This window comes from Vibrio sp. SBT000027, from assembly GCF_963894355.1.
Lineage (GTDB): Bacteria > Pseudomonadota > Gammaproteobacteria > Enterobacterales > Vibrionaceae > Vibrio > Vibrio splendidus.
Genome location: NZ_CAWQGD010000004.1, coordinates 1,852,158 through 1,870,899, shown reverse-complemented (window position 1 = coordinate 1,870,899; position 18,742 = coordinate 1,852,158). Strand labels below are relative to the sequence as shown.

The 18,742-nt window shown below is 44.6% G+C and carries 16 protein-coding genes; 7 read left to right on the top strand and 9 right to left on the bottom strand.

Annotated elements, in window-relative coordinates:
- Nucleotides 1-115 precede the first annotated feature (115 nt).
- From AACU28_RS18160 to AACU28_RS18150, 3 genes are all read right to left on the bottom strand, one after another.
- Nucleotides 116-2,956: an Hsp70 family protein gene (locus AACU28_RS18160; protein WP_029224517.1), complete on the bottom strand. Its 2,841-nt coding sequence runs from the start codon at nt 2,954-2,956 to the stop codon at nt 116-118.
- Nucleotides 2,957-3,094: 138 nt separating this feature from the next.
- Nucleotides 3,095-5,089 carry an Hsp70 family protein gene (locus AACU28_RS18155; RefSeq protein ID WP_121603389.1) on the bottom strand — a complete coding sequence of 665 codons (1,995 nt, stop codon included), beginning with the start codon at nt 5,087-5,089 and terminating at the stop codon, nt 3,095-3,097.
- Nucleotides 5,089-5,721 (bottom strand): DUF2760 domain-containing protein, encoded by a 633-nt coding sequence (locus AACU28_RS18150; protein WP_121603388.1) that lies wholly within the window; start codon nt 5,719-5,721, stop codon nt 5,089-5,091. Before AACU28_RS18150 ends, AACU28_RS18155 begins: the two co-directional genes overlap by 1 nt.
- Nucleotides 5,722-6,071: 350 nt before the next feature.
- Between AACU28_RS18150 and AACU28_RS18145 the strand changes: the two genes are divergently transcribed.
- Nucleotides 6,072-7,610 (top strand): sensor domain-containing diguanylate cyclase, encoded by a 1,539-nt coding sequence (locus AACU28_RS18145; protein ID WP_102448066.1) that lies wholly within the window; start codon nt 6,072-6,074, stop codon nt 7,608-7,610.
- 87 nt (nt 7,611-7,697) lie between these two features.
- On the top strand, nt 7,698-8,228 hold the full coding sequence (locus tag AACU28_RS18140) for a 3'-5' exonuclease (protein WP_017083367.1): 531 nt from the start codon (nt 7,698-7,700) through the stop codon (nt 8,226-8,228).
- 130 nt (nt 8,229-8,358) lie between these two features.
- Here AACU28_RS18140 and AACU28_RS18135 read toward each other — a convergent pair whose 3' ends face one another.
- Together AACU28_RS18135 and AACU28_RS18130 are read right to left on the bottom strand one after the other, a co-directional pair.
- A complete protein-coding gene (locus AACU28_RS18135; RefSeq protein ID WP_121603387.1) occupies nt 8,359-10,053 on the bottom strand; it encodes an LruC domain-containing protein in 1,695 nt (564 codons plus the stop codon).
- A 10-nt stretch (nt 10,054-10,063) separates the two neighbouring features.
- Nucleotides 10,064-10,585, bottom strand: coding sequence for a hypothetical protein (locus tag AACU28_RS18130; protein ID WP_017083369.1), 522 nt, complete (start codon nt 10,583-10,585; stop codon nt 10,064-10,066).
- A 473-nt stretch (nt 10,586-11,058) separates the two neighbouring features.
- On the opposite strand from AACU28_RS18130, the gene AACU28_RS18125 reads away from it, so the two are divergent.
- From AACU28_RS18125 to AACU28_RS18110, 4 genes are all read left to right on the top strand, one after another.
- Nucleotides 11,059-11,415, top strand: coding sequence for an antibiotic biosynthesis monooxygenase family protein (locus AACU28_RS18125; protein ID WP_004734744.1), 357 nt, complete (start codon nt 11,059-11,061; stop codon nt 11,413-11,415).
- 16 nt (nt 11,416-11,431) lie between these two features.
- On the top strand, nt 11,432-12,127 hold the full coding sequence (locus AACU28_RS18120; protein ID WP_017091261.1) for a hypothetical protein: 696 nt from the start codon (nt 11,432-11,434) through the stop codon (nt 12,125-12,127).
- A 307-nt stretch (nt 12,128-12,434) separates the two neighbouring features.
- The gene (locus tag AACU28_RS18115; protein WP_121603386.1) at nt 12,435-13,316 is read left to right on the top strand and encodes a winged helix-turn-helix domain-containing protein; all 882 of its coding nucleotides are present in this window, start codon (nt 12,435-12,437) and stop codon (nt 13,314-13,316) included.
- Nucleotides 13,317-13,318: 2 nt separating this feature from the next.
- Nucleotides 13,319-13,756: a hypothetical protein gene (locus tag AACU28_RS18110; RefSeq protein WP_102498025.1), complete on the top strand. Its 438-nt coding sequence runs from the start codon at nt 13,319-13,321 to the stop codon at nt 13,754-13,756.
- Between the two features lie 87 nt (nt 13,757-13,843).
- Here AACU28_RS18110 and AACU28_RS18105 read toward each other — a convergent pair whose 3' ends face one another.
- The 4 genes from AACU28_RS18105 to AACU28_RS18095 form a co-directional block, all read right to left on the bottom strand.
- On the bottom strand, nt 13,844-14,293 hold the full coding sequence (locus AACU28_RS18105; protein WP_004734748.1) for a tellurite resistance TerB family protein: 450 nt from the start codon (nt 14,291-14,293) through the stop codon (nt 13,844-13,846).
- A gap of 141 nt (nt 14,294-14,434) precedes the next feature.
- Nucleotides 14,435-16,534 (bottom strand): alkaline phosphatase family protein, encoded by a 2,100-nt coding sequence (locus AACU28_RS18100; RefSeq protein WP_121603385.1) that lies wholly within the window; start codon nt 16,532-16,534, stop codon nt 14,435-14,437.
- Nucleotides 16,535-16,540: 6 nt separating this feature from the next.
- A complete protein-coding gene (locus AACU28_RS24580) occupies nt 16,541-16,684 on the bottom strand; it encodes a hypothetical protein (protein WP_157936474.1) in 144 nt (47 codons plus the stop codon).
- Between the two features lie 15 nt (nt 16,685-16,699).
- Nucleotides 16,700-17,146 carry a hypothetical protein gene (locus AACU28_RS18095; protein WP_102444541.1) on the bottom strand — a complete coding sequence of 149 codons (447 nt, stop codon included), beginning with the start codon at nt 17,144-17,146 and terminating at the stop codon, nt 16,700-16,702.
- 81 nt (nt 17,147-17,227) lie between these two features.
- On the opposite strand from AACU28_RS18095, the gene AACU28_RS18090 reads away from it, so the two are divergent.
- Nucleotides 17,228-18,541 (top strand): MipA/OmpV family protein, encoded by a 1,314-nt coding sequence (locus tag AACU28_RS18090; protein WP_108092902.1) that lies wholly within the window; start codon nt 17,228-17,230, stop codon nt 18,539-18,541.
- Nucleotides 18,542-18,742: the final 201 nt, after the last annotated feature.

Here is an 18,742-nt window from a genome sequence, read left to right as displayed (position 1 = left end):
GCGATAAGTCGACTAAACATACCAGCCTTAAGCCACCAATAAAAAAGCCACTTTCAACGAATCGAAAGTGGCTTTTTCTTTACTAGTTAGAGATCCAATCTAATGAGCCCTAAAACTAGTTATTAATCAGGCTTAACCCGCTTGGTAATGCATCACCAAATACGCGCTTAGATTCGCTCTCAGAAAGCTCAGTCACTTCACTCACTAGCGTTAGCCATGAATCAGGTACCTTGCTTTGCTTAAGCTTCTCAATCACTTGATTGCGATAGTCGTCAGAGATGTCAAATTGACGGTCACCAGTTTTACGGCAAATCATCACAGCAGCGAAGGCGATCATCTGCTCTTTCTGCCAGTTCTGTTCAAGCAGTTTTGGTAACCACTGTTCAGCTTGCTCTCTAGGAATTACGCTGTGTTGGCTGCCATACAAAGGCGTTCTTGATGCTAATCGTCCTAGCGCCCACCAGTGAGCCTGTTCGAACTGGTTATGGTTAATCGCTTTGCTCAAGAACCAGCTTGCGAGCAGCACTTTGTCTTCCACTTCAAGTTGCTCAAGCGACGCCGCTAAACGAACCATGGCTTCATAGCCATTATCTTGTGCATCTTTGGCTGTCTTAGGGTTTTTCATTGCCCCCGGGTGAAGGTACTTAGCGATATCAGCCAAGATACTCTCTTGCTGCTCTTGGTTTAATCCACCGGCAACACGACGCCAGAATACCCACCAGTCCGTCCAACCTTGGTGGTTCTGGAACTGAATGTTTTGTTGGTAAAGGCCCCAAATTTGTTCGATACGCCATGAGTCAGTCGGATCGCCAAAGCCTGGACGCAGCGAGTAACCCGCCAAACGCAGCCAGTTCTTCTCGTGTGCTTCTGAACGACGGCGGCGTTTACGACCTAATGAAAAGGTATCAAACAGATGGCGAAGGGTCGTGAAGTCCCATTCATCACGCTTACCAAGTCGCTTCTCAAGATCTTTAGACAGTGTTTTGATCTCTTTCGATTCAGCACTCTTCTTGTTGCCGCTGTACAGACGAGAAATCAATTCCTTACATTCATCCAGTCTTGGGTGAAGTTTAGCGGTATCAGACTCATCACCTTGCTTGTTTCTTACTTCAAATTCAAGCAACCAACGCTTAGTGTCATCTTCTGTACTCACACACTCCATTTTCAGTGTGCCGACTTCTGTTAACTGACAAGCAAGCAACACTTCAACACGCTCTTTTTGGTTGGCTTGAAGCTCTGCAGTGCCTGACCCTTCAAGCGTTGAAATATACGGTGGAAGAGGGGAGAACAAGTCAGCGTCGACATTGACCATCACGCCGTTTTGAATAGCGGTGTCATGAGCAATTTGATCGTGTGTTGAAGTCAGAAGATTAAATCGTACCGGTTCGCCTAAAGTCAGCGAGAAACGACGGCTGTTCAAGCGTATCTCTTGGCCTTCTTCGGTTCCTTTGGCAAGCAGACAAAGCGCTTTACCCATCTTGTTCTTCTCTTGCAGATGCAGGAAGTAAGAACGGGCAGCACCGCCACCGATTTTCAGTTGTGCACCGCGGCGTGCTTTACCAAAAGCTACTGCACCAAGGGCTACAGACCAGTCAGGGTGAGGGTTATCTAAGACGGTGATTGGAGCACCGTTCCAATTGCCAAGTAACTGAGTAATACGTTCAGTGACAAGCTCACTGTTGAACACACCACCGTTGAGCAGTACACCAACAGGAATTGCAGGTTTGGTATCATCAAACTCAACAGAGTCTGACTTTTCCAATGCGGCTTTAGATACTTGCTGATGTGTCGCTAGGAATTCGGCAACGTGCTTACTTACCGCAGGATCTGCTGCGTAGGGTAGGCCGAACTCTACAACCGCGCTACGTCGTTTGTCGGGTACTTCCGTAAACTCAGAAAGCGGGAAGAAACCTTCCAGTGCAATCTGATGAACTTCTTGTTTCGTTAAACCAATACTCTTGGTACCGCCAAGTAGCTTTGAACCGCTGCCCAGCATGGTGATCTTTACATCGTCTGGCGCGTTAGCAGAAAGCAGGCTCTCTTTTGCGGCGCGAGTCTGCTGAATCAGTTTGGTTAGGCTCGAAGCATTCAGCTTTTTGTTTTGATTGAAGCGTTGCTCTGCAAGGTGGGCAAGGGCTAAATCTAGGTTATCACCACCGAGCATCAAGTGTTCGCCAACGCCGATACGGTCGAGTGCGAGTTCTTGGTCATCGCCATTGTTTGAGTTGAAGCTTGCTTCGATCAAACTTAAATCGGTGGTACCACCGCCGACATCACACACTAGAATCAGCGGGATCTGTTGAAGTTCATCGGCTGCGGTTTGTTGATGACGGGCATACCAGTCATAACAAACGGCTTGCGGCTCTTCGAGTAATAGAATCTTACCTAAGCCAGCAAGTGCTGCCGCTTCGAGTGTCAGCTTACGTGCTGTCTCATCGAATGAAGCGGGAACGGTGACTACAACGTCTTGGTCTTCCAGCTTATTGCTTGGGTTGCGGTAGTTCCATGCTTGGCGAATGTGGTTGAGGTAGCTTGCACTAGCCACAACTGGCGATACTTTATCGACGTCAGTTGCGCCTGCCCACGGCAGAATGTCGGAGTTACGATCAACCGCTTGGTGAGATAACCAGCTTTTTGCACTGGATACTTGGCGGCCTTCAACCTTAGCACCTAATTCTCGTGCCCATTCACCTACGATGACATTTTGAATATCGCCTTCAACTAAGCTCGGTTCCCAGGGCATGGTGAGATCGGAAGGGGAGATCTGACCTTGTGCGGGATGATAACGAAATGATGGAAGTAGCGGCTTGCGAACCACTTCACCGGGGCCGATGAGTTGGTCAATATCGAAAAGAGAAACGGGAGCATGTTGTAGGTCGTCGTTGATTTCACAGTAAGCGACAACAGTATTGGTTGTGCCTAAGTCAATGCCGACTAAAAAACGAGGAGATGCCATACAAAACCTTATTCTGCCAAAGTGATGACCAGTTAATGGATAATCTTGGTCTTATTATTGTCTTTGGAATGCTTTTAATACAGGGCTAGGGAATCGCATTGATAAAGTAACGGCACCCGTTAAGGTGCCGTTGATTCATTATGCTTCTACATTTGAGTCGTTATTCGAGTCTTCACGAACGTCGAACTCAACATGCCACTTCTGACCATTGTCAGTCGCAATCGCTTCCAGATATAACGTGCCTAGTTCAGTAACGCGAGAAGCCAAGGTCACCGGAACCACTTCACCTTCGCGACGACCTTCAGAAACAGGCAGTGTCACTTGAATTTCAGGAAGCTCATCCAGATCTTCTGGAGCCCAGTGATCAAGGTGCGTACCCGCTTGGTCTTCACGACGAGTAGTTGAACCGAAGAATTGGAAGTGAACTGGCTGACCAATCACTAGACCGAACTCTTGGCTAGGCACTTGTACGCTTGAACCTTCTTCCATACCAAATGGTGCAACACACAGTGCTTCCATTGGAGGAGCCATACCTGGGATAGCTGGCATCGCGCTTTCAATTCCAACGTAGTAAGAAGATGCGATACCACCACGGATACGAACGCCTTGGCCACGACGAACTGCGCCGTAGTATGAAGCGCCACTTGCAACCGCTAGGTCTAAGTCTAAACCTGAAAGTTGTTTAGCAAATTCAGCGTCGGCATTAATTAGCCATTCATTGATCGTGTCTGAAAGACGATCTGCAAGTAGGTTAGATTTTAGAACACCACCATTGAACAGTACCGCTGTTGGTTTGATGAAGTCTGCCGCTGGCGCTTCTGTACCGGGCATACCGGGCATGTTTGCAAACGGGTTGAAATCTTGCTGAGCGGTTTCACTATTTCCAGAAAGCGCGTTCGCTTGCTTAGAAAGGAATGCAGCAATGTGACGAGTAATACCTGCGTCTTGAGCGTAAGGCAGACCCATTTGAGTCAGTGCGCCACGCGTCTTTTGTACTGGGTGCTCAGTCACCGCTACTTTCGGGAAGAAGCCATCAACCAATGTTTGTTGTACTTCTTGTTGAGTCAGATCTGTTTTCAGTGTTGCGCCCAGTAGTTTAGAACCACGGCTTGGAACAACGATTGGCACAGATTGAAGCTCAGCATCGTTAAGCAGTGCTTCTTTTGCATCGCGACACGCGTGAGTCATCGCTTGAACCTGCCAAGGAGCCAGTTCTTTGCCTTCTTGAGCCAGTTTCATTTTCAGACGGTAAGCCAGAGCTAAGTCCATGTTGTCGCCGCCCAGTAGGATATGTTCACCTACAGCGATACGGTTCAGGCTTAGGTTGCCTTCATCTTGTGTTACTTCAACCAACGAAAGGTCAGTCGTACCACCACCGATATCGACAACAAGAACGATGTCACCAACGTTCACTTCATCGCGCCATGTGTCGTTGCTGTTATCAATCCAGCTATACAGTGCTGCTTGAGGTTCTTCAAGAAGTGTCAGGTGAGTGAAGCCAACATTACGCGCAGCTTCTGCTGTTAGGTCACGAGCTGCAGGATCAAACGAAGCAGGAACCGTGATCGTTACATCTTGGTCTGCCAGTTTGTGTTCTGGGTTTGCGTGGTTCCATGCGTCTTTAAGGTGCTCAAGGTACAATTCAGTTGTCTTAAGCGGAGATACTTTTTCAACTTCTTCAGGGCTGCCTGCAGGAAGGAAAGCATCACGACGGTTCACACCACCGTGGCATAACCAAGATTTTGCACTTGCTACCAAACGGATTGGGGTTTTAGAACCAAGGTTACGAGCAATCGCACCAACCAGTGCTTTAGGCTCAGAAGACCAAGGAAGAACGCGAGAGCCCGCATTCATTTCATGTTCGTGCGGCTGGTATAGGAACGAGCCAAGTTGGCTGCGAGTTTCTACTGTACCTGGAGCCGTCAATTGAGGGATTGACATCACCTCAACGCGAGCGTCTTCATTTGTTGTGTCGATGAAAGACAAAACGCAGTGTGTTGTACCTAAATCGATACCAACACTGAACTTAGGCGCCTGATGTTGCTCTTGAGAAGATAGCTCTTGTGAATGCATCTGCGGCGTATGTTCTTGAGAAGAAGACTCGTGCGATGATGGCTGAGTTTGGTGTTCCATTATAGCTCTACCTCTGCCGGTGCAATTACAGATGCATCGTAGTTTTCAGCAAGCTTAGGCAGGTTCATGTCAGTTGCTTTCCAACCTTTGTGAACCAATGTGCCATTGAACGGTGCGTTACCCATTACGTTGCCAGTTAGGCGAATTTCTTGAGGGTTGAAACCTTCAGCAATAGTGATACGTGTTTCTTCATCTTCAGTGCGGATGTGAGACAGCGTTACGTAATCGGCTAATACTTTTTGACCGCCAGTGTGAATAACACGAGCTGCTGCGCCAACTTCTTCATCAGAGAATGACGTTAGGTCTTCTTTTAGGAAGTCAATTAAACGAGCTTCTTGCTGCATGATAGACAGTAGCTGCATTGCAGAATCTGTTGGTGCTGTTGCCAGCTTAGATTCAACTTCTACTACTTTTTCGATCACACGTTCAACTTCAACAACTTTCTCTACTTCGACAATTTTTTCAACTGGCTTTTCAACTTCAACGATCTTTTCTACTGGTTTTTCTACGACTTTCTCAACCACTTTGGTTTTACGAGAAACGGCAATTAGCAGTAGTAAAACGCTTGATGCAGTTAGGCCTGCGTGAAGCATATCAAACGTTTGTGGGATTAGGTTCAAATCAACGATCATAGTGATTTCTCTTTAAAATTGATTTAACGGTATATTCGTCGGTTTAAAGGAATATACAGGTTGGAAAGAAACTCAGTGGCATAAGGCCGAAATGGTCACTTTCAAGCTATAAATATGGGTGGATACTAGCATATTCAAGGCTTAAGGGCTTTATTTAATGTTTTCAATAAACTGGCTTTTTGGTGAGTTAGCTTGAAAGTTAATCGAGATTTGTTGGTTTATTAGCCGTAAATGTCCATGGGTTGTAAATAGTGTTAGTTTTATCCCATTGTGAGAGTCAAAGATAAATAGAGCCTAGCATTCCGGCAGTGTATACTTTCGACTCAAAATAACATCATATGGGAAGCTGTATGCCCCACACTACCGACCCCATAACAGGGTTGAAGAAACGAACTTTGCCGTTAGTTGTCTTTTTTGCCACATTTTTGATGACGGTGTTGTGTTTTGTTTTGGTTGCGGCGAATCAAAATAGGTCTTTGAATGAGAATCTGGATAGCTTTGCTCAGCATCAAACGCTCAGTTTAAAAGCGTTTATTGATAACGATGTCGCTTATATCGGTTCCGGTGCGAATTTTTTCTATTCTAATGATGTCGATAGTCGGGACCGATTTGATCGTTTTGCTCAGCAAACGATTAACGGTTCGAAAAGCCTGATCGGATTGCAGTGGATGCAAAAAGTAGCGGTAGAAGATATTGCCGAGCATACCGCCAAAATGAAAGCTCAATACCCATCCTATAGAATGTTTACTATCCCTAAACATGGGCCAAAAACTTATGGTTATGTCTTGGATGGCGAGCCCGTGTTTATCGCGACAGATATTTATCCGAATGATCCAGTGAACAACGGTGTTTTGGGTTTTTACTCTTCTCGTGAGCGGTTTAATCTGGTCATTGATAACATTAAAAAAACACGCGAAGCGAATATTTCAGACAAAGTTCGTCTGTTGCAAGACGGTTTAGACAGCAACACACCTAAGAGCGGAATGTTGGTCTACCACCCTGTGTTTGATGGTCAAACGGACAATTTGTTAGGGGTTGTGATTGGTGTTGTTCGTACCACATACTATTTTGAGAAACTTCTGGCGTCTACTGTCGGCGATATGGACGTTTATGTGCGTGTTACCGATAGCGGTTTTGAAGCTGAAGATGCCCCGATAATGTTCGAAACCAATGGTTATGAAGCGGTAACTGGGCAGCACATTACAAAGACGATTACATTAACTAACCGTGAATGGATTATCGACTTCAAGATAGATGCATGTATTTCATTTAATGGTTACTTAGTGTTGGCGGGAATCGGCATAGTTGGTACCACTATCTCATTACTGCTCGCTTATATTGTGAACCTGCAAATTAGAGAGAAAGAGCGCTTATATAGAATGATTGATGAAAGAACAGAAGAACTTCGCTTTCTTGCCAATCATGACAGTTTAACGGAAATTTATAATCGCCGAGCTTTTAATAAGATGCTTGGTCAATCGATACAAAGCGATAAGCCGTTTAGCTTAATAGTGTTTGATGTTGATAAGTTTAAAGAGATCAATGATAAGTTTGGGCACCCAGCCGGTGATGCGTTACTTATCCATGTGATTAAGGTTATCTCAGTGAGCTTGAAGTCTGGAGATAACCTATTTCGGATGGGAGGGGATGAGTTCGGTATCATTTCGAGCATCACCGAACATGACTCATTGTCTCGCTATTTAGAATGTATTTTAGAGACGGTGAGTGAGTCTCATTGCGAGCATTCTGGCCAGCTATTGAGTTGCACTCTAAGCATCGGGGCTACGATCCGCACTAATGAAGACATTGAAGCGCTCCTTCAAAAAACTGACAGCATGTTATACCTAAGTAAGTCAAATGGCCGAAATCGAGTCACAATTGCAGGCTAAATGAGCACTTGATGCAACTGGGGTCGAGTTCTTTATTAGGCTCATGTACAATTTCACGAAATTTTTGACGAGAGAATTAGGCGACGTATGAATCACAATCGAGTGGTGTGTTTCGATTTGGAAATGTGCTGTTGGAGCGAAGACGGTGTAGGAACAACAGGGGAGATCATTGAAATTGGTCTTGCTGAGATCGATCTTGTATCTGGAACCATCGTGAAGCGCGCGCAATATTACGTTAAGCCCGAAAAAGACGAAGTCTCTCTATTCTGCGCCGAGTTAACGGGCATTACCCCTCGTAAAATCGAAAAACAGGGTCGCCCATTAGAGTCTGTTATCAAGTCGATGATTAAGAACTTCGGTGGTCCAAAGAAAATCTATGCAGCGTGGGGACGCGACGATCTTATCTTACACAAAGAGTGTATTGAGAAAGGCATCGAACCTCCGTTCAGCGAGTTCTTGAATATCGCCACGCTTTATCGAGTTCAGAATCGATTGAAAGAGAAACGTATTGGTCACCGTGCTGCTCAAGAAGCGAAAAACATTGAGTGGGAAGGTCGTCAGCACTCGGGTTATGTCGATGCTTATAACCTCGCGAAACTGACATTGACGATGCTTTAAAAACTATTCGATAGCCTCTATTTCTTGCTCGAAAATTTCGCCCCACAAGAAAAAACATCTATTTTCCATTTCGGGAAAATAGATGTTTGATACCGTTTCAGCTTACCTCAGTAGCGATTCTGCTACCGTTCTATTTCCATACCTTGTTATCTGCTGGTGACAGGAACCAACTGGAATGCTGAACCCCACCAGATTGTGCCCAATCTACGATATTAGGGTAGGCAACACAGGCGTCTTTTCTTTCATATGGATGTGACCAAGAGGCTGGTATATCTAAAGCCCAAGGTAGACCATTACTTGTCTGGTAATATTCATTGTTGTCGACAATTGAGTCATCCGCACCTTCACCAAAGATAGCTGTATTCGCTAAGTCGGTATTAGGGTAATTCATTAAGTGGACTTCCTTCTCACGAGCATTACTCTTGAAGATGAATGGATTAAACACATTGCCACTAATGCTGCTGATAGAGCCGTCTATAACGAGTGAAACGCTATAGTCAACGACACTTCTCACATCCCCTTCTTCAGTATTGTAAAAGTGATAAACCTCTGAGCTAGGTAACATATCACTAACACTATCGATAACCACGAAAACGAGCTCTCCGTTATGACCGCTTTCGGGAGTTAACGATGTTGTTTCGCTGTCATAAGTCTTAGTCAATGAGCTGACATTTGATGCATCTAATCCCGCAAGAGAAATCGCGAAGCTGTTATCTTGGCTTGCACCTCGAGCAATGGCCTGACCATAATAATCGAAGCGTGTTACTTGATTGCTGGCATTGGTATAAGTTCCATACGCATAATGGGTAACGAAATCATTTAGGTCGTAATCTCCCTCATAAGGCCACATGTCTTCAAAGCTCAGAGTGTACCAACCAGAAGTTGGTGTTCGACTATAGAAGGCGATCGTTGGATCGTTCGGCGCGTAATCATTTTCATCTGCAATTCCATCGCCATCTGTATCACCAATTTCAGGCCAAGCGATCTCAGTGATATCACTGATCAACCCATAGGAGTCAATGGCGGTAACTTGAACCTTCCATAGTTCTCCTGCTACGGTTTGGTTGGCTGGTAAAGTGGCCGTATTATTGTCAGCTTTTCCTACAAATTCATCATCGACATAAAAACCTTGGCCAACATCAACGAACCAGCGATAACTGTAGGTTACTGAGTCGCCATCAGGGTCGGCTGGTGTTGGTCCCGTAATACTGACAACGAGATCATGAGCTGTGCCTAGACCAGTACTTCGGCTTAGCTCCGGTGTATATGGTGGATTGTTTGATGTCTCCGTATAGGTGACACTAATCAAGCTGTATGAGAGTGTGGTATACCAACCGTCTTTGTTGACGTCGATGTCTAAGTCGACATCAACAAGACCGTCATCAAGGGAAGATGCAGGTAAATCAAACACAGTTGTTGACCAGTTGTTGTTGGTGCCTTGCAAGAAACCAGGGGTGAGCATAGAACCGTCTACCGAAACACTGTCGTACTCGCCATTTTCACCATTGTGTGCCTCTGAATCAACATCGAAGGCATAGATGGTTAGGTTGGCTGACGTGATCTGCGCTCCACTTGGAATTGGTACATCATGTTGCCAAGAATAATCTTGGTTGTGGCGGCTGTATTTGCCGAAGCCATACTTCTTGTTGCTTTTAACTTCGTAGTGGGGGGATGTACTACTAGCATCGATTTTCTGTGTAATTGTGATAGAACCATCCCCATTTGTTGTTGAAGTATTCTCGGTTGCAGCAGATAAAACATGTTGAGAAAAAGAGCTGACCGCGAATGTACCGACTAAGATGAGTGACTTTGTTATATTATTCATATCTCTACCCTTAATCTTTATCCAAATTGATGTCACATGAAACCAACAGATTTGATGTAAGCTCATCTAAATCGTATGTTGACGTGCATTCTAAGTCTTTAACAAGGGCAATTATCGTGATGCTTTGCCAGTGACTAGGGATTGAGAACTTATTGGCGAGTTGTCCGTCCTTGTTTGAGATGCCTGTGTAGAAAGGGTTAGAGTCAGTCGATGAGTTCGAAGTGCTAAACAGTTTGATAATGTGAGAGCCGCGAATATTTTGTGGTTCTCCATTGGTCGTGGAAAAACTACTGACGACATTTACCGCCATTTCAAGCGTTTCGACGCTACTCCATTCAAAGTTATCCGGTACCACTATATCGCTGAATGAATCAACTGTAGCTATAGGCTCACTGACCGTTGCAATTTCCGGTTCTGGTTCCTCACTCGATGAAGAGTTTCCACCACTGGTGCTTCCACCACCACCACCTCCACAAGCAGTTAACGTAGTACTTAATGACATTGTTAATATCAAGGGGGTCAATGCTTTCATTTTTAATATCCTTATTTAATGAGTTGCATAATGTGGCAGCAAGTCTTGTGCCATTTTTAAGTGACTGATTTAATATTATTTTGTTAAAAATTAGGTGCATGTACTCAGAAATCTCTTTCTTTTTTCAAAAAGAGAATCAATTTGAGCAAACTACACCATATAGCGAAAGAGTTGGGCAAGGGTGACAGCCTATTGAGTTAGTTGGGCTCAAAAACTAGTTAAATAGGGCGAGGTTCGGTTTGTGGGCTGACTTAAATTTCGTCTTATGTGTCGAAGAGGAGGAAAATTGTTATCCAAAGAAACCTAATTTCAACAAGTGGTTTATCAATAGTGAATGGCTACATCGCTTATTTTACGAGTGAATAATATTCGTTTGAAATTTAGCTTTTTAATTAATATTAAATCTCAGGTTTCGACCTTGATTGGGTAGAGCTAGGTGGTAGCGTTAGCTCACCCAAAACAAGGAGAATAGGATGAAGAACATTATTAAGTATGGATTGGCACTGGGGGCGCTAAGCGTAAGTGCGTTGGTTTCGGCACAACCCGTTGTATTGATAAACACTTTTTCAGTCGAGCCAGCCCATGAAGCCGCTACGTTAACGTATTGGGAAGATGCGCGAGACGTATTGGTGAAGCAACCTGGATATATCTCTACCAAATTGCACCGCTCTTTAAGCTCGGATGCGACATACCGTTTTATTAATGTTGCAGAGTGGGAAAGCAAAAAGCATTTCCATGATGCGATACAGGCGATGAGAAAAGAATTACCACCTTTAAAAATTGAAGGGGTTTCTGCTGACCCTAACTTGTATGAAATTATTCGCGACTAATTAGGAAGCCACCACAATGAAAACAACTCTAGGAACCTTTTTAGCTATTTTTAGCTTTCTATTTTCAGCCATTCTTTTTTCAACCCATGCCCACGCAGCGGCATACGGCGTGTCAGTGGCTTGGAAAACCGATGACGCCCAAGCCGTATTTGAGGCAATGCCTCATCAGAAAAAAGCATTTGCCAACCTGATTGATGCGGGCTTGGTACACGATATGTTCGTATCACAAAGCTTTATTGGGGATAAAAAGTTTCCGATGATTAAGTTTGTGATTGAAGCGGACAGTGAGCAGCACGTTAGAGACTTGATTGGTAACTTACCATTCCAATTTAAAGAGCTTGTAGAGGTGACTGAAATCAGAGACATCGGTAATAAGTGGTTAAACACGGATGTCGCTTTCACAAACTACGCAGTAGAACTCGCTTGGAAAGAGCCTGAGAATCAATTCATTGTCGATGAGGTTATTAGCAAAGATTTGCAAATGGTTGTCGATTGGAGTGCTCAAGGTGTGATTACGTCTGCTTACTTAAAACATCAAGAAATAGCAGAAGAGAAGCCAAACCAAAAAGCGATGATCAGGCCAGTCTATTCAATGGCAATATTGGCTAAAAACGAAGAGCAAGCACGCGAAGTGGCCAGTCAGCTGAATGCAGTAAAGTTAGGCTTCGCTGAAGTTATGGTAAGTGAACTTGGATTCAAACTGGAACTCTAATTTCGCTAGAACAGAATTGTGACCTCGTTTTCAGATTGCGTAACGACGAGATTTTAATATAGGGCCATGACCAGTTTAGAGTTAAACCTTGGCTATGTTCAAAGGTGAGTGAGTTTACGTGACTGACTCACCTTGTTGTTATTTTATATTGTTACTCGTTGAGCTTATATTGTTACTCGCTGAGCTTATATTTAGCTTAATTATTGGCTAAACTTATCACTACTCTTTTCTATGTATGGTTTGCTATTAGTTCGACCAAACAAACACCTTTTTTGATGACCTTTTTATTTATGAACACCTCGCCGAAATGAACGCCAATAGCCATGAAAAAATCACCTTAGACGCTTCGAGCATCGAGTTGATTAATAACACACTCATTGATTCGGAATCTGGTAAGCGGGTCACCTTATCCCCCTCAGAAGGCCTGATTCTTGAGCATCTAGTTAAGAACAGCCCAAAAGCCGTTGGTCGAGACTTTTTACTTGAGCATTGCTGGCCGGGCAGGGTTGTGACGGGCAGTTCACTTAATGTCGCGGTTAAGAACATTCGCACGGCATTAAATTCGTTTGAGTGTGATTGCAAAATCTTAACGGTTCAAAAGGAAGGGTACAGCTTCAATGGTTTGAAACAGGTCGGTAGTTATTTATCGATGCCAACACCTACCGCTGAAGCGCATGTTGAAGCTGCGTTTTCAGAGAAAGCCACCATCGTTTCAGATAAAGCTGGCATCGTTTCAGAGAAAACCACCATCGTTGATGAGTTAACATCAGCGCCACCGTCCAAGCCTTCAGGCATGAACCAACAAGCTGGGCAATCAAAGCAACAGGCTCCACAATCACGTCAGTTCAAGGCGAAGCACTTTATCGCTCGTCACCAATCTCGTATTGCCGGAATTGTAGTCAGCGCGCTTCTTCTCATGCTGTTTTATCAGTTTGCTTTTTTTATAGATAAGAGTGCCTACCGAGGTATGGATGTTTATCACGACAGTTTGAATTTTGATGAAGCAGTTATAAAAGAGCTGGATGCCGTGTCAGAGCTCGGTGTTGATTCGCTCTATCTGCATCGCATTGGCGTTGGGTGTCAGAATATCCAAGCCGTCGCCTTGATAAATGGACATTGGAAAGAGATAAGCCATCAGTTTAAAACTGTCTCTTGCGAAGGCGACAATAACAATGCGCGAGGGCAATAAGTATGAATCGTAAGTTTTGGATGCCTATCTTATTGACGCTGTTTGTGATTCTAAATGTAGGCTTAATCTCTGGGCTCGCAACCAAAAGTACCTATCGATTTTCTGCGGAATACCCGATGGTCGGGTGGGAGAGAATCTCGCTCCGATTGGAAAATGGTCGAGTCAAAATGCAGTACATTGGCTATGACATGGATGGGAATGTCGCTCAAACCAAGCAAATGTTTGGTGTATTCTTGCGCTGGGGGAATCATTACTACCTTTATCAATTGGACCAAGATCAGGCCCAAGATAAGCAGACATTCAATATCAAGCACTTATATATTCAACAAACCAAAGGTAAGCGCAGTGTGTTGGTATCGAATCAACGCGGCCTTTATGTAACGAAAAAAGGCGCGCCATTAGAACTTAAAGGCATCATGCATGGCGATCGATTACGCTGATAGATACCGTCAGTTTAATCGAGATTTAACTGCCTAATAGAGCTCGTTTGCTCTATTGACGGCCATTAACACGATTAGAGCCTTTGGTTAGCTTTTACCGAGGACGTTCAACTTAGTCTTGATAAAGTCACTGTGGTCAACGTAGAGCAGTTCTGCTGTTTTACGGATCACAGAATCTTCGATAGGGTCAATTTCTCCGTCGGCGTGCGCCACTTCCCACATTGCTTTGATTAAGTCGATTCTCACTGGCTGAGAAAGATCTCTGAGTTGCGATGTAAAGTCATACAGCGAGACTGATTGCTCTACTTTCGGTTCTGCTTGCTCTAGCAGCACCTTTGCTTGTTCTTCATCTAAATCCAGCAAACGTTGCAGAAGCTGTAGCTTAGCGACTCTTTCTGATTCATTGATCTGATGGTCGGCTCCCGCGACCTCACACAATAAACTCGCAATGGCGACATTAGGTGATGTGCCTTGGTTTTTGCTTAGGTCCTGGCCTTCAATCAATTGTTTAAACATTGATGTGAGAGAATTGAACATAACGAGCTCCAGTTAAAATTTGTATCGGGTTCCGTAGCGCTGATAGTTATCAACTATAACTATTGGGTCTACAGAGTGTGATCGCAAGCGTCTTTACTAAAAACTGACATTACGGATAGGCGAGCGATAAGGAGCATTTTATCAATCGGGCTCTGGGAAACGGGTAATTTTACCGTCGCCACTGAGTGTCGTGATTGATTGCGGTTTCCCATCGGTGTCTAGCCTCAACTCCCCAATCGCACTGCGGTTTGAAAGGCGATAGAAGGTCTGATTGTCGGGGCTTCGCTTCTCGATTTTTAAGCGCTTACGCTTCGTGAAATAGTTCAAAACTGAGCGAGGGCTGTATAACAGGCGGTCCCACACATCGCAGAATTTAAGCAGCGAAGCAGGGAACTGATTTTTAATGCCACTGCAGGTAATTTGATAGATGTTCGGACTGTTGCGACGATACCTAAGCTTGATATCGTAAGCAAAGGAGTAGTGAACATCACCAGAAAGCACCACGAAATTGGTCGGTGTTTTGGTATGGGTAAAGATACTGATCAGCGTATTGGCACTGCCCGGATGTGCCATCCAGTTTTCAGCGTCAATCACCAATGGCTTACCTATGGTCGTTGCCATCTTTTGCAGTGTTTCAATAAACTTCACGCCAAACATAGGCGCAGCAGAAACGATCACCACTTTATCTTGATTCATTAACTGATGTTGAAACTCAACCAAGGCTTCCCAGTCCATCAAACCTGAAGGCTTATTCATGCGTGACTCTGAACGCCAACGACGCGTTCGAGTATCCAACACAATGACTTTGGGTGAGGTATCGATCGTGTAATGCCACTCTTCAAAGCGACTCAGCATCTCAATAAGGGCTTGATGCTTATCTGGCTCGATATTGCTAACAGAGTGAATAGTATTGCTATCATCGGCTTCATTATGCGCTTGTTCTATATTCTTATTTTTTTCAACAATATGCGCTTGTTTAGTAATGCGCGGTTGATCGACAAAAAGCTGTTTTGCTTGCTCGATAAACGCTTCGTCGAAGCTCTCCGGCTTGTTACCCCAGCCCTGACACATCCAGTAAGCCGCAAGGCCGTTACCTATCACTTGAGTGGCGAACTGGTTTTGGTCGACAGCATGCTCCCAACCCACAGTAAGGTTCCAATCATCGGTAACATCGTGATCATCGAAGATCATGTAAGTTGGAATATGCGCGAACAGACGTTGTACTTGAGGTAAGCCAGCAATGAAATCATCCATAATGACGCTTTCATCCCGCCACTGTTGCTGCTCAGTCGGTGTTAATTGGCGTCCACCTTGCGTGAAGTTATTCTCAATTAAACGTTCTCGATTGATGCATTGCCACAGTGTGGGAGACCAAACCAACAAGTACATCGCGATAAACTCAGACAGCGTGACCAAGTGGTTTTCACAATCGGTAGAGCTAAAAATCGGCATGCCACGATTCGGGAAGAACTTATCGATCATGGATTCTGAAGCGGTGTGGTGCGGCAAATAGTGATGACGCTGATATAAGTGATATTCACTGCTATACAGCGCGTCACTAGTGTTGATTTGCTTTATTTGCGAGTCGGTCGGTAAGCACTCACCTACAAGGCCAAGCAGTTGAATCACCTGCTGAATAGCATCAAGTGTTGGCCCTGCCACATGGTCGGCGTAAATCTGGTCGCCGCTCATCATCAGCATGTCAGGTCTTTCAGCGACGCTTTGATCGGCTATCTTGTTATCGGCTGCGACTAAGCTGTCTTTGCTTGGATGATGCGGATTACGGCAAGAGCCATGCAGAATATAATCAGCCGAGGTCGATATCTTAAACTCAACGCGAGATTTACCGTTGTAAACAAGGTGAGGGGCGAGCTCTTTTAGTGAACCTGACTCTGTGTGAATGTCATATTCAAGAAGCGTATTAGTCGGAAACTCACCTTGTAAGCGGATGAGTGTCACCCACGCATGTGTACCGATTTGAATCGAATCATGCTCTTCAAGCGGTGTGGTATAAAACGGCTGGTCTTGTTCTGCTTCAGAATGCTCTTTTTCGTTCGAAAAGCCTGTTTCACGAATGTGCTCAGTTTCACTAATATAAAGATCAGCCCGGCCAACAAGAGGCGAGCTGGTGGCTAACCAAAGTACCACTTCAGTCGCGGTGGTTTTTCTTAAAATGGGTCCGGCGAGTAACAGGGGAATAGATGATGTCGTAGAGGGTTTCAATACGGTACCTAAAATCATTGGTGGTTAGTCGTCGTGGAGTTCTTTTGTTTCGAGCTTGCTCGTGTCTGGCTTTGTGGTTTCAAGCTTTGATGCTTCAAGTTCTACTGAGTCAGATTCTGTTGTTTTATGCTCTGCAATCTCAGACTCGAACGGTTCAAATTCTGTCATTTCAGACTCAGTAGCCTAAAGCTCCGTCATTTCAGATTCTGTTGATTCAAGCTCTGTTGATTCAGATTCTGTTGATTCAAGAACTTCGATAACTTCCGAGCTAGAAAGTTCATGACCCATTAGAAATATTGCCAATAGAGCATCGGCTTTTGTCTTGGTATCGGAAGGCTCGTCTAACAACAGTTCGAGCTTTTCTCGAATCATAGCAATCTCGTGCTCAACAAAGCCACGGCCTTCTTCATCCCCTTGATTGTCTTCAGGGGCATTATCGAATTCAAGAAATAGCATGTCGCCGTCTAGGTTGGTATCCACCAAACGCTCGGGCAGCCATGCATCACCCATAACAATATCTGGATCGGAATCTTTGGGTAACTGATCTATAATGTTTTGTAATTCGGAGACTTTCACAATACTTTCATTTAACCGAGAATATTCTACATTGTAACGGTCAATGCCGATCAAACCTAAAAATAGTTAGCCGTCATGGTTAATAAATGTCTATTCAGTAACACATTATTTATTACAAAGAGTAATTACATAAGAATGAAGCTCAAATATTTACCGACTCTCACTTCAACTGGAGTGGTTTTACTAAGTAGCGCTTTCCTAAGTGCTAATGCGTGGGCTGCTGAAGAGCAAGAGTGGGGCATCGCTGCAATGTTCCGTACTGCGAGCATCCCTTATGACACGTCTGGAGGTGACCAATCGGTTAACTCATTCGTGCCGATGCTGTTTTTCAAGAACGACTATGTGTTCATTGATGGTACCGAGATGGGGGCTTACCTTTATCAAACAGATGACGAGAAATGGTCTTTTAATGCCATCTCTCGCATGCGTTTTATTGATATCCCAGCTTCTGAACAGAACGCAATTGAAGGCGATACTGCGGACTTCGGTGCTCAACTGACCTACCAACTTGATGGTCCTTGGTCTGTCGAGACGGAATTGATGAGCGACAGTGAATTCAACCTCCACGGTAACTTACGTGCTAAAGCCAAGTATGAAACCGGAGATTGGGAGTTTTACCCAAGTGCGACACTTCGTTACAAAAGTGCTGACTTCAATAGCGAGTATTACTCAGCGTCTAATGAAACCATTGGTGCAGGTGTAGATCTGAATGTCGGTGTTGAAGCGCGTTACCATGTGGTTTCAAACTTGTACTTATTGGGTTCAACCAGTGTGACTCGATTAGACGACAACGCCTACGATTCGTCGATAGTCGAAGACCGCTATCAAGGTGAGTTATACCTTGGCTTTGGTTTCTTTAACGACAAAGAGAAAGCACCGAAGCCTAAGTTGAGCAATGCGCCGTATTTACGTGTCGCCCACGGCTGGGCTACGCCATCCAATATTGGCGACATCATGAAGTTCAATAGAGAGAAAGACGAATACAACAACCAGTTGACCTCGTTCTTCTATGGACACCCGTTAACCGATGAGATCTTCGGCTTCCCATTGGACATCTACCTAACGCCAGGTATCGCGCACCACTGGAGTTCAGAGGTTCAATCGAGTAGCACCGAGTACATTATTGCGATCAAAGCGTATTACACCTTTGATTGGCCAACCCAGTGGCGTGTTGGTGTGGCAGAAGGTATGTCTTACATCGATTCGATTACCTATATCGAAGGATCTGAGATGGACCGCAAAGGTTACACAGCAAGCCATCTGTTGAACTACTTAGACTTCTCATTCGATGTGAACGTCGGCGACTTGATTGGTAAGAATGACTTGAACAACTTGTGGTTCGGCTACTCATTGCATCACCGTTCTGCGATCTTTGAAAACGCCTCTCAGTTTGGTCGTATCAAAGGCGGCAGTAACTACAACACCGTTTACTTCCAGTACGAGTTCTAAAAGCGGCTTTTTTAGATACGATTTCTAATCACCGTTTTTATACAGACGACTTACATTTGACCTCGCTTCTATAACTCCTGCTAGTGTTAGCGTGATTAATCAGCCTGATAGCAAAAGGTTTTCCCTTTGCTGTCAGGCTTTTTTGTTTGAGACTTGTGATATAATCGCGCGAGTTTAATAAGTACAAGAATAGGACACGCT